This window comes from Flavobacterium sp., assembly GCF_043756175.1.
GTDB lineage: Bacteria > Bacteroidota > Bacteroidia > Flavobacteriales > Flavobacteriaceae > Flavobacterium.
Map to the genome: position 1 here is coordinate 1 of NZ_JAYURN010000094.1, position 12848 is coordinate 12848.

Below are 12848 nucleotides of genomic sequence, written 5' to 3' on the forward strand. Positions count from 1 at the left end.
ATTATGAAAAGTTTAAAATCTATTTCATTAGCCATAACTATGCTTATCAGTTTCGTGGCTTTTGGACAAGAAAAAGATTCAATAAAAGCAGAAAAAAAAACTTACAAAGCTTTTCATTGCATGGCAACAATTAAAAAAAGTGAATATCCATTATATGTTATTGATAATCAAATTGTAGACCGGAAATCATTAGAACATTTAAATCCAAATGCTATAGAGAGTATAAATGTATTAAAAGGCTCACAGGCAACAGCGCTTTATGGAACACAAGGACTTAATGGTGTAATAATTATTAAAACCAAAATATTAAGTCGAAAAGAAAAAAGATATCTCAAAAAACAAGCAAAAATTGAATTACAAATACAAGAATACCGAAAAAATAAAGTTAATAATTTAAAAAATTAAAATCATGAAAACTTTAAAACTTATTTCAGCAAGCATTATGATGCTTATTTCTGTCCTAACTTTTGGTCAGGACTCGAGTGTAAGCGAACAGGCAAAGCAAAAAACAATTACAGGAGTTGTAACGGATGCATCTGGACCAATGCCAGGCGTAAACGTCGTGGTAAAAGGAACACAACGAGGTGTTGCAACGGGATTTAACGGGGCTTATACAATTCAAGCGAAAGTTGGAGAAACATTAGTGTACAGTTTTATGGGATTGAATGATGTTATTAGAATCGTTGGAGCTTCAAATGTTATTAATGTTAAAATGCAAGATAATGCAAAACAATTGCAAGAGGTTGTAGTTATAGGTTATTCATCAGATTATGAATCCGAAGAAAGACCTACTTCATCAAGAAAAGAAAGAAAAAAAGCAGAAAGCAATCAAGCTTCATCTGGACAAATTTATGGTTTACAAGTAAATTCTAATTCTAAAATTATTTTACGTGGAAGTCGTTCTTTTTCAGAAAAAAAAGATGACTTAAAACAATATTCAAACACTAATAAAAATCCGATTCCAAACGATGAAGATTATAATAGTTTAACAGAAAATCCTTTCGAAAGTCCAAAAAAAGCGCCACTTTCTACTTTTTCTATCGATGTTGACAATGCTTCTTATACCAACGTTCGCAGATTCATCAACAACGGTCAAACCGTTCCAAAAGATGCCGTTCGTATCGAAGAAATGATGAATTTCTTTAAATACCAATATCCACAACCCAAAGACAATAATCCATTTTCAATTAATACTGAATACAGCGAATGTCCGTGGAATAGCAAACATAAATTAGTAAAAATTGGTTTGCAAGGAAAAGACATTCCAACTAATGATTTACCAGCTTCTAACTTGGTTTTCTTAATCGATGTTTCGGGTTCGATGAGTGATGCTAACAAATTACCTTTATTAGTGGAATCACTAAAAGTACTAATAGCGCAACTCCGCAAAGAAGATAAAGTAGCAATTGTCGTGTATGCTGGAGCGGCAGGATTGGTTTTGCCTCCAACTTCTGGAAATGAGAAACAAACTATTATTGATGCATTAGAAAAACTAAATGCTGGTGGAAGCACTGCTGGCGGAGCAGGAATTCAATTGGCTTACAAAACTGCCGAAGAAAATTTCATAAAGGGTGGAAATAATAGAGTAATTCTAGCAACTGATGGTGATTTTAACGTAGGAACTTCTTCCGATGGTGATATGCAAACATTGATCGAAGACAAAAGAAAATCGGGTGTTTTCTTAACTTGTTTGGGTTACGGAATGGGGAATTACAAAGACAGTAAAATGGAAATCCTTGCCGATAAAGGCAACGGAAATTACGCTTATATCGATAACATTCAGGAAGCCAATCGCTTTTTAGGTAAAGAATTTAAAGGTTCGATGTTTGCCATTGCTAAAGATGTAAAAATTCAGATTGAATTCAACCCAAAACATGTTCAGAGTTATAGATTAATTGGTTACGAAAACAGAAAATTACGTCCAGAAGATTTCAAAAACGATGCGATTGATGCGGGAGAATTAGGAAGTAATCATACCGTAACAGCATTATACGAAATTATTCCTACTGATGTGAAAAGTGATTTTTATAACGAAACTTCCGATTTAAAATACACAAAAGTAGAGCCAACAGGAAATAATTTTAATGACGAGCTAGCCACCATAAAATTCCGTTACAAAAAACCTGATGGTGACAAAAGTATTGAGATGGTTCAGATTATTGAAAATAAATCTAGCGAGTTAGAAAATGCTTCTGATGATTTAAAATTTACAGCTTCAGTTGCTTGGTTTGGGTTGAAATTGAGAGATTCAAAATTAATATCTAATAAATCATCTGATGAGATTAAAAAACTAGCCAGATTAGGGTTGTCTAACGATACCGATGGTTACAAAGCAGAATTTATTAGATTGGTTGAAGCTGTAAAATAAGTTTTTTGGTTAATTTGTTTTATTGAAAAACCCGTCTCGTTTTTAAGAACGAGACGGGTTTTATTTTATATAAAATAATTCTTATTTTTCTATTTCTCTCATGCTATCCATTTTCTTATGAGCTAAGAAACCAGCAATATCTTCAAAATGCTCTTTGACACGTTTGTTACCAAATTCGAACACTTTGGTAGCCAAACCATCCAAGAAATCACGGTCGTGAGAAACAAGAATTAATGTTCCGTCGAAATCACGCAAAGCTTCTTTAATAATATCTTTAGTTTTCATATCCAAATGATTTGAAGGCTCATCTAGAATCAATAAATTAACAGGTTCTAGCAATAATTTTATCATAGCCAAACGGGTTTTTTCACCACCAGAAAGCACTTTTACTTTCTTGGTAATGTCATCACCTTGAAACATAAATGCGCCCAAAATATCCTTTATTTTAGTTCTTACATCACCAACAGCAATATCATCAATTGTAGAAAAAATTGTTCCATTTTCGTCTAATAAAGCAGCTTGGTTTTGAGCAAAATAACCAATTTGTGAGTTGTGTCCAATTTCGACACTTCCTGAATTGATTTCAATTTCTTTCATAATAGCTTTAATCATGGTCGATTTTCCTTCCCCATTTTTACCTACAAAGGCCACTTTTTCACCACGTTCAATTACAATATTAGCATCTTGAAAAATGACTTTATCACCATAAGATTTTGTCATATCTTTTACCACAACAGGATATTGACCGGAACGAATTGCAGGCGGAAATTTAAGTTTTAGAGCCGAAGTATCTACCTCATCAACCTGAACGATAACCAGTTTTTCTAGCATTTTAACACGAGATTGAACCGCATCGGTCTTAGAAAAAGTTCCTTTGAAACGGTCTATAAAAGTTCTGTTATCGGCAATCATTCTTTGTTGCTCGTCGTATGCTTTTTGCTGATGAATTCTTCGGTCTTTTCTGAGTTCTAAATAATGAGAATATTTGGCTTTATAATCGTAAATACGTCCCATCGTGACTTCGATAGTACGATTGGTAATATTATCGACAAAAGCTCTATCGTGGGAAATTACCACAACGGCTTTAGCAGAATTAATCAAGAAATCCTCTAACCATTGGATACTTTCGATATCCATGTGATTGGTTGGCTCATCTAGTAGAATTAAATCTGGTTTTTGTAATAAGATTTTTGCTAGTTCGATTCTCATTCTCCAACCACCAGAAAATTCTGAAGTTTGACGTGTAAAATCTTCACGCAGAAACCCTAATCCTGTTAGTATTTTCTCTACTTCGGCTTCATAATTTATTTCTTCGATAGCATAAAATTTCTCGGATAAGTCCGAAACTCTTTCGATTAATTTCATGTAATCGTCACTTTCATAATCGGTACGAACGGTTAATTGCTCGTTTATTTCGTCGATTTCGGCTTTCATAGCAAAAACTTCTCCGAATGCTTTCGAAGTTTCTTCCATAACCGTAGCACCATCGGTAGTAAGCAAATGCTGGGGCAAATAAGCTACAACAGCATCTTTTGGCGCCGATACATTTCCTGTTGATGGTTTTGCTTGACCCGAAATTATTTTTAATAAAGTAGATTTTCCTGCACCATTCTTACCCATTAAGGCAATTTTGTCATTTTCATTGATAGCAAAAGAAACATCGCTAAATAAAGTGGTTCCGCCAAATTGTACGGAAATATCGTTTACTGTAATCATTTTCGGTTATTTATTTAATCGCTTTTTTGAAGGTGCAAAGATAGATTAATTAGGGAATTTGACAATTTTAAAAATGAATTTGAATTATGAAAAAAAGAATTCGGATATTTGATTTTTATAAATTAAAATAATGAACATTCTTTATCTGCACGGACTTGACAGTAATTTAAGTATTAAAAAAAGAGAAGTTCTTGAACCATTTGGAAATATTATAGCTCCTAATTTAGATTACAGAGCAAATCCGAATATGATTGAAAATTTATACACTGAATATAAAACCAAAATATAGATGTAATAATAGGTAGTAGTATGGGTGGTTTTGCAGGGTTTTATCTTTCTAAATTAATGCAAATTCCTGCTTTGTTATTCAATCCAGCTTTGCCATATCGCACCTCGGTTTTACAAAACATTCCAATTATCAATAAAGGCCACAATCATTTGTTACAAATTGTGATCGGAAACCAAGACGATGTAATTCATGCGAAAGATAATCTTGAATTTATTACGAAATTATTACCTCTAAAAAATGATTTCAGGTTACATCTTCTCAGTGAATTAGGACACGGAATTCCTGTAGCTATTTTTGAGAGCGAAGTAAATTTGTTTTTTAGATAATAGGTTTACATTTGTAGTCAATAAAAATCAAAAAATTAATCCAAAACATTGAATTCTAATGACCTTTACTGCCATCGATTTCGAAACTGCCGTTGGACACCATCCTTGCTCTGTTGGAATTGTAACGGTGGAGAATGGTATAATCATAGACGAATTTGTCACTTTGATAAAACCGCCGCAAAACCAATATTCGCCTTATACTATTGCAGTTCATGGTATTTATCCTCATCATACTGCCAATGCTAGATCGTTTGCTCAAGTTTTTCCAGAAATAAAAAAACGTCTTCAAAATAGAATTGTAGTTGCTCATAATGAAAGCTTTTACAGGAATGTCTTGATGAAATCTATGGCGCTTTATGGTTTGGATTATACCGATTTGAATATTTCTGAAAAATGGGAATGTACTGTAAAAATTTATAAAGCCAAAGGATTAAAACCTACAAAATTAAGTGATTGTTGTCGTGAAATGAATATTAAACTAAATCACCACGAAGCATTATCTGATGCTAGAGCTTGTGCTAAATTGTACTTACTTAAATAAAAAAAACCACTAATTTTAAATTCATTCATTTAAATTAGTGGTTTACTTTTGTGCAAATTTCGATTAAATACTCATTCTAAATTCTTCAATTACTGGATTAGCTTTTCCAAAATCTATTTCTTGAATAAAAACTTCTACTGCTTGATCGGCAGATCCAAAACCTGCTAATTTAGCCGATTGTATCTTATTTTTTTACAATTGTATTTACGCCAACAGCTTCAATTTTTGCTTGTAATGCTTGTGCTAAAATTTCGCTTCCCGAAAATATTTTCATCAATCCCATTTGTACTTTTTTTTGTTATTATAAAATATTTTTTAATGCAAATAAGAAATATTGATTTTAATTTATTCCGATATAATCTTCGTTATTCAATTTGTGAAAATGATCGGTTTCAAATTTATGTTAATATAAAAAATCTAGCAAAAAAGGAACTCTACTTCCCGCTATCTCTACAAAATAAAAATATGATAGCCTAAATCAATATATTTTTTAGAGATATTTCTACACGTAGCCAAACAAAATGGATTAACATAAAAATAAAAACCACACCCTTTGAAATCTTAGATTTAAATAATAATCGATTAAATATATTTGCGTCAAATGAAGAGATATTGACTTCTTCAAAATCTTCTTAAAACTGAAAGTTATATTCTTTATATAATTCTTTTGTAATATCGTTGACTATAATCATTTGTTCTGTTTGTTAAATTATCAGATTTTTTGAAAATACAAAAATATAATTATAAAAGAATTTGACAATTTGAATCCAAAAAAAATCATCTTTTAAATACGTTCCTTATTTGATTGAATTTTAGTCTCCTATATTTTTATAGTGTTTTGTTTATTACTTGCAACCTTTTAATATTATCAAACTACTATCACCTGAAAAGCACTGGTTTTATTGAAAAAATATAATTTTATAAAATAATATTATAATATCATAAAAAATGAAAATATTTTTTTTTAATAAAAAAGACTTTGAATAAAAAAAAAATTACATTTGATTAAATTTAACATTTGTTTAATTTTTTATTTAACCACTAAACTATTTGTAATGAAAAATCAATATTTAAAAAAAGCGGTAATTTGCTTACTTGTTTGTTTAGCTTCTAAACAATATGCTATTGCACAAGTAGGAATTGGAACAACGAATCCACAAGTAACTTCAATTCTTGACATACAATCTAGCAACAAAGGTTTATTGATACCTCGAATGACAAAAATAGAAAGGGACAATATTATAACGCCATCTCAAGCATTACAAATTTATAACACAACAGATAATACTTCAGATATATTTAGTGGAGGTGTTTGGAAATCCTTTGCTTTTACTCCCAACTCAAACCTTGTTTATGTTTATTCACTTGCCGATTTACCAGCGCCTGTAGCAGCAAGCATAACATTAAATGCTACCAAAATGTATATTTTTTCTGGCTTTGTGAATATAAGCCCTAATTATATTATTATGAATGGGGCAGGACTTCGCGGGACCGATCCGCAAAAAGACATGGTCGTTTCTAATGTTAGTGGTGCAGTTCTAAGAAGTACCAACACAGGTGTATTTATTCAAGATTTAGCCGTTGTACCCTTTAGTGCTTCTACTACAGCCTACGATTTTTCAGATAGTACAGGAACTAAATTTTGTAATTCATTTTCGGGATCTTCAGTTGTAGAGATTGTTCCTTCTCTGGGTGCCGGGCAAATTTCCGGATTTAAAGCTATAACATTTGTTAAAAATTATTGGAAAGTTTCAAATGGATTAAAAGTTACTGGTAATGTAGGGAAATTTGCAGCAGCATTATGTTTTATAGATGGAATAACTAGCGGTTCTGGTATTGAATTTTTATCAGGACTTAATGTAGATGATGTAGATTTAGCTAATAATTATTTTATTTACTCCGGACAAACGGGTGTAAAAGTGAACGCAGGTGCAAATATAAATAGAGGACGAATGACCACAAACATGTTTAGAGGTGTATCTACGCCATTAGACGGTATAAATTCTTATTCTGCAGGATGGAGCATGAAACAAAATACCAATATTCCAGACTCTAGAGCCTTTAGCTTTATTTACTTTAATAACAATACTAGCACAACAACATTAGGTGCTGTGGGCACTTATGTTAAAATTGCAGGTGCCACCACGACAGTAAATGAAAAAAGATTTACAGCTACAAATAATAGAATAACTTACAATGGTGTAGAAACAGTGGTGGGTAAAATATCAGTAGTTATAGGTGCAAAGGCTCCAGCAATAAATTCAGATTTTTCTATTGGTATAGCTAAAAATGGTATTATTATTACTCCAATAGCTTCTATGGCTGCTGCTGCAAATAATCAATCCTTTCAAATTATTTTAAATACTGAGGTAGATCTAGTCCTGGGAGACTATATTGAAGTATTTGTTACTCGAAATAACACAAACACTGCAACACTTCTTGTTGATGAATTACAGTTTAGAATAACCGATTAATTTGTTTAAAATGTTTTCAAATACATTAATTTGTTGAAATATTTTTACCCTAATTATTAGATAGAGATTTAGACAGTTATAGTATTAATTGAAAATTAATTTTCGAATTTTACTCATTTTGAACCCTTTGTATTAAAAAAACTATTTATTGTAGTCTTAATTTTAATTATATTAATAATCCTTGTGATTCATAAAATACATCCAAGCTATTAATATTTGAGTTATGCAAAATTGGCTTTAAATTAAAATAAAAAAATCAGATACTCATTCTTAATTCATCAATTATTGAATTTGCTTTTCCTAAATCGATTTCTTGAAGATGTAAAAGATAGATTTTTGCTTATTTGCAGAACAGACAAACAAAATGTTATTCATTATATACTCATTCTAAATTCTTCAATTACTGGATTTGCTTTTCCAAAATCGATTTCTTGAATGAAAACTTCTACTGCTTGATCAGCAGTTCCAAAACCTGCTAATTTAGCCGATTGTATGTTATTTTTTACAATTGTACTTACGCCAACCGCTTCAATTTTTGCTTGTAATGCTTGTGCTAAAATTTCGCTTCCCGAAAATATTTTCATCAATCCCATATTCTTTTTATTTTAAATTAATCTTCGTTTTAGTCTTCCTCATCATCTTCATCTTCTTCGTCCATTTCAAAAAACAAAGGTTCGATCATTATTTTATCTGCCAGAGATTCTACTCTTTCGGTCAAATCGGTAGTAAAGAAAAGTCTTTGTGTTTTATCGATGCTATTTGACAAACGGTGAATTACAGCGTCCATTCGGTTTCTGAAAAGAATATCAGCATCATCGACCACAAACATTTTTACTGTACTTATATTAAATCCTGCCGAAGCAAACATAGCATTTATCCTATTTGGCGTTCCAATAAGCACATCTAATCCTAATGAAATAATGTTTTTATCATAATCGATATCGCCTTTGTCATGAACTCCTAAAATACTTAAATCATGATATTTGGCATATTTCATGAACATTTCTTCCATTTCTAGAACACGTTCTTTGTTTTCGACAATGATTAAAACTCTTGTGCTTTCGCCAACGGATTTTTCCATTCGCTGAATCACATTAATAATTATTGTTGTCGATTTTCCAGAACCTTTTGGCGCAACTACAACTGCATCGGCACCACTTTTTATAGTACTAAATGTTTCTTGTTGCAACTCATTGGCTTCGGTTAAACCGTTTTCGATAAGTGCTTGTTGCAGGTTTTCGTTTATTTTTTTTAGTTTCATTTTAATTGACTGAAAGATTTAATTATTTAAATCTTTTAATTTATTATTTACTTGCAAACAGTTTTACATCGTCTTCAGAAATTTCGTTTCCACCTAAAATAATTAAGCGTTCTACTACGTTTCTTAGTTCACGAATATTTCCTGTCCAGTCGTATTCTTGTAATAATTTTATAGCTTGTTTAGTGAATACTTTTGACACATTTCCTTGTTCTGAGGCAATCTTATCATTAAAATGTTCTATTAACAGAGGAATATCATCACGACGATCATTTAAAGCCGGAACTTTTATCAAAATTACAGCCAAACGATGGTATAAATCCTCACGGAAACGACCTTCTGCTATTTCTTTTTTTAAATCTTTATTGGTAGCAGCTACAACACGAACATTTACTTTTATGTCTTTGTCTGCTCCTACCCTTTGTATCAAACTTTCTTGTAAGGCACGCAGAACTTTGGCTTGTGCCGAAAGACTCATATCTCCTATTTCATCTAGAAAAATAGTTCCACCATCGGCTGCTTCGAATTTTCCTGCACGGTCTTTTACTGCCGATGTAAAGGCTCCTTTTACGTGGCCGAATAATTCACTTTCTATCAATTCTGATGGAATAGCAGCACAGTTTACTTCGATTATTGGAAAATTAGCTCTTTCGCTTTTTTCGTGTAATTGGTGTGCTACCAATTCTTTTCCTGTTCCGTTTGGTCCAGTGATTAAAACTCTAGCTTCAGTTAGTGCAACTTTTTCAATCATATCTTTGATGTGATTGATAGGTTGGCTCTCGCCTATCATTTCGTAGTTTTTAGAAACTTTCTTTTTTAATATTTTGTTTTCTACGACTAACTTTTTTTTATCTAAAGCATTACGAACAGTATTTAACAAACGGTTTAAATCTGGTGGTTTCGATATATAATCGAAAGCACCCAATCTCATGGTGTTTACAGCTGTTTCTAAATCTCCGTGACCAGAAATCATCACCATTTGTATTTCGGGTTTGAGTTTTTTTGCAGCTTCAAGAACTTCGACACCGTCCATTTTTGGCATTTTGATGTCGCACAGCACTAAATCATAGTCTTCGCTTTTTATTTTTTCTAGACCTTGTACACCGTCTTCGGCTTCGTCAACAATATAAGTATCGCTTTCTTCCGTTAGTATTTTGGTTAATACTCGTCGGATTGCTGGTTCGTCTTCGATGATTAGGATTTTTGACATCTGTTTGTTGATTTGGTTAATCGTTTAATCGACAATTTGTTTAGTTGGCAAAAGTACGAAAAAAATTGTCTTTAGCCCTGATGGAAGTGGAAATCCTTGTCTCGTTTTTTTTTAACGAGACAAGATTGCAACGACAGCAGGAATATGGTTTCCTGAAAATGCCCGAGCGAATCGCTCCTACTTTTTCCAAATAAACGAATTAACAAATAACCGAATAAACAACTCTAATATTTAAGCCATTTGTATAATTCTTTCCAGGTTGGTTTTTTGCCATACATCAAGATTCCCACTCTATAAATTTTTGATGCAAACCAGACTACGCCTAGGAATGTTGCAAACAATATAGTGATAGATAGTACTAATTGCCACCATGGCACACCAAACGGAATTCGCATTAGCATAACAATAGGTGATGTAAGTGGAATCATGGAAAACACTGTAGCTACTGTTCCGTGCGGGTCGTTTATTACAGTAAAAAAACCGATATAAACACCTAACATTAATGGCATAATGATTGGCAATAAGAATTGTTGAGAATCGGTTTCTGAATCGACAGCGGCTCCGATGGCGGCATAAAATGAGCTATATAGAAAATAACCACCTATGAAATAGATTACGAAACAAGTAATTAATGTTCCTAATGGTAAATTGAAAAACTCTTTGAGATAACTTTGCATTGTAGTTCCTAATTCATGCTGAACTGCATTTGCCATTGCTGGATTGATGCTGGCTTGCGCACCAGTTTGTATGCCAAAGAATGCCGAAATTCCAAATAACAAAATAGCACCTACGATTGCCCAAATGGCAAATTGTAGAATTCCTGCCAATGAATTACCAATAATTTTACCCATCATTAATTGATATGGTTTTACCGATGAAATGATGATTTCGATAATTCGAGATGTTTTCTCTTCGATAACACTTCGCATCACAAAATTACCGTAAATAATAATGAACATCATGATTAAGTAACCAAATGCGCCACCTATTGCAATCTTCATTTCGTTGATCCCTTTTATGGTATCCTCTCCAGAAAATTTAGTTAAATGTATGTTTGAATCTACTTTTGCTTTTTTTATTTTATCATAATCGAAACCTATCGTTGTCAGATTATTTCTGGTTAGTTTGGTGTCGATAACGTCTTCCATTTCCATGATGAATTCCATACTAGGACTTTCATCTGAAATATATTCGACTTTAGTTGCTAATTCTTGAATATTGGCTGATTTAGGAACAAAAATAAGACCTTCATAATTTTTGCTTGCGGTATCTTTAGCAAATTGTAATGGCATACCAGACAAATCGACGTAGACAGTTTGTTTGATATTTTTGAAATCGGATTTTAAAACTCCCGATTCGTCATGAATAGCGATTTTTGTAACCTCATCTTTATTCATACTAGCGAGATAACCAACAAAAAATGACAACCCTACGATTAATAATGGACTCAGAAAAGTCATTATAATAAATGATTTATTACGAACTTTTGCAATAAATTCTCTTTTTATGATTAATGATAATATAGACATTTTAGATTATTAGATTGTTAGACTTCTTAGATTGTTAGACATTTTAGATTTTTAGACTACTTAAACTTTCCTATCATATAAGTAATCTAAAAATCTAACTATCTAAGCAAGTCTATTTACTTACAGTTTGAATAAATATATCGTTTACACTCGGTATGTTTTCTGCAAAATGAGTTACTTGACCTCTACTTGTCAAAATACTTAACAAATCATTTGATGTCGCTGTTCCTAAATCTATCTCTAGTTTCAAGTCATCATTTAGAGATTTGAAATCTGTTTGACCTACTGTGAATTTTTGGGTTAAATCATACATTAAGCCTTCTACATTATTGGTCATGATTCCTACTTGGAAAGTGTTTTTTCGGTACTGGCGTTTTACATCTTCAAGTCTTCCTTCAATAAGTTTGTTCGATTTGTGAATTAAAGCAATATCATCACATAATTCTTCGACACTTTCCATACGATGAGTCGAGAAAATAATAGTTGATCCTTTTTTCTTTAATTCTAAGATTTCGTCTTTTATCAAATTGGCATTTACAGGATCGAAACCTGAAAATGGTTCATCGAAAATTAATAATTTTGGTTGATGCAAAACCGTAACTACAAACTGTACTTTTTGCGCCATTCCTTTGGATAGTTCTTGTATTTTTTTGTTCCACCAGCCTTCAATTTCGAATTTTTCGAACCAGTATTTGAGTTGTTTTTGTGCTTCCGCTTTAGACAATCCTTTTAGTTGTGCGAGATACAAACATTGTTCACCTACTTTCATCGTTTTATACAAACCACGTTCTTCTGGCATATAACCAATATGCTGCACGTGATGTGGAGCGAGTTTTTCTCCGTCGAGAATTATCTCACCACTATCTGGCATCGTAATTTGATTGATGATACGAATTAAAGAGGTTTTTCCGGCACCATTAGGGCCTAAAAGACCGTAAATACTACCTTTAGGAACTTGTAATGAAACACTATTTAGGGCAGTATAATCGCCATATTGTTTGACTACATTTTTTACTTCAAGAATATTATTCATTTTTAAATTTAATTTAATAAATATACTTATTCTAATTAAAAAAATTAATCGAATTTGTGTTTTTTATATTAGATAATAATCGGATCAAATTGTTACAAAAAACC

Annotated in this window: 12 protein-coding genes and 1 pseudogene; 6 read left to right on the forward strand and 7 right to left on the reverse strand. The window is 32.0% G+C overall.

The features are described 5' to 3' along the window. Nucleotides 1-405 (forward strand): TonB-dependent receptor plug domain-containing protein (locus tag ACH2BP_RS07230; protein ID WP_395058423.1); only part of this gene is annotated, 405 nt, incomplete at its 5' end. A gap of 4 nt (nt 406-409) precedes the next feature. After that, nucleotides 410-2368, forward strand: coding sequence for a von Willebrand factor type A domain-containing protein (locus tag ACH2BP_RS07235; protein WP_395058425.1), 1959 nt, complete (start codon nt 410-412; stop codon nt 2366-2368). 81 nt (nt 2369-2449) lie between these two features. On the opposite strand, the gene ACH2BP_RS07240 is transcribed toward ACH2BP_RS07235, so the two are convergent. Continuing rightward, the gene (locus ACH2BP_RS07240) at nt 2450-4084 is read right to left on the reverse strand and encodes an ABC-F family ATP-binding cassette domain-containing protein (RefSeq protein ID WP_395058427.1); all 1635 of its coding nucleotides are present in this window, start codon (nt 4082-4084) and stop codon (nt 2450-2452) included. A gap of 130 nt (nt 4085-4214) precedes the next feature. Between ACH2BP_RS07240 and ACH2BP_RS07245 the strand changes: the two genes are divergently transcribed. The 3 genes from ACH2BP_RS07245 to ACH2BP_RS07255 are packed head-to-tail and all read left to right on the forward strand — an operon-like array spanning nt 4215 to nt 5240. Next, nucleotides 4215-4373 (forward strand): hypothetical protein, encoded by a 159-nt coding sequence (locus ACH2BP_RS07245; RefSeq protein WP_395058429.1) that lies wholly within the window; start codon nt 4215-4217, stop codon nt 4371-4373. Between the two features lie 8 nt (nt 4374-4381). Further along, nucleotides 4382-4699 carry a YqiA/YcfP family alpha/beta fold hydrolase gene (locus ACH2BP_RS07250; protein WP_395058443.1) on the forward strand — a complete coding sequence of 106 codons (318 nt, stop codon included), beginning with the start codon at nt 4382-4384 and terminating at the stop codon, nt 4697-4699. A gap of 58 nt (nt 4700-4757) precedes the next feature. Then, complete coding sequence (locus ACH2BP_RS07255; protein WP_395058431.1) at nt 4758-5240, forward strand: 3'-5' exonuclease; 483 nt, start codon at nt 4758-4760, stop codon at nt 5238-5240. Nucleotides 5241-5303: 63 nt separating this feature from the next. Here the strand turns inward: ACH2BP_RS07255 and ACH2BP_RS07260 are convergent. Then, nucleotides 5304-5523 (reverse strand): annotated as a pseudogene (locus ACH2BP_RS07260) (putative signal transducing protein). 772 nt (nt 5524-6295) lie between these two features. Here ACH2BP_RS07260 and ACH2BP_RS07265 point away from each other — a divergent pair. Further along, entirely contained in the window at nt 6296-7714 is a 1419-nt protein-coding gene (locus ACH2BP_RS07265) for a hypothetical protein (protein ID WP_395058433.1), read from the forward strand. Nucleotides 7715-8088: 374 nt separating this feature from the next. On the opposite strand, the gene ACH2BP_RS07270 is transcribed toward ACH2BP_RS07265, so the two are convergent. The 5 genes from ACH2BP_RS07270 to ACH2BP_RS07290 form a co-directional block, all read right to left on the reverse strand. Continuing rightward, the gene (locus tag ACH2BP_RS07270; RefSeq protein ID WP_394759448.1) at nt 8089-8307 is read right to left on the reverse strand and encodes a putative signal transducing protein; all 219 of its coding nucleotides are present in this window, start codon (nt 8305-8307) and stop codon (nt 8089-8091) included. Between the two features lie 29 nt (nt 8308-8336). Then, a complete protein-coding gene (locus ACH2BP_RS07275; protein ID WP_395058435.1) occupies nt 8337-8975 on the reverse strand; it encodes a DEAD/DEAH box helicase in 639 nt (212 codons plus the stop codon). Between the two features lie 43 nt (nt 8976-9018). Next, on the reverse strand, nt 9019-10182 hold the full coding sequence (locus ACH2BP_RS07280) for a sigma-54-dependent transcriptional regulator (RefSeq protein WP_395058437.1): 1164 nt from the start codon (nt 10180-10182) through the stop codon (nt 9019-9021). Nucleotides 10183-10406: 224 nt separating this feature from the next. Next, a complete protein-coding gene (locus ACH2BP_RS07285; RefSeq protein ID WP_395058439.1) occupies nt 10407-11711 on the reverse strand; it encodes an ABC transporter permease in 1305 nt (434 codons plus the stop codon). A 112-nt stretch (nt 11712-11823) separates the two neighbouring features. Beyond that, nucleotides 11824-12744, reverse strand: a complete 921-nt coding sequence (locus tag ACH2BP_RS07290) for an ABC transporter ATP-binding protein (RefSeq protein ID WP_395058441.1) — start codon at nt 12742-12744, stop codon at nt 11824-11826. Between the last annotated feature and the right edge of the window lie 104 nt (nt 12745-12848).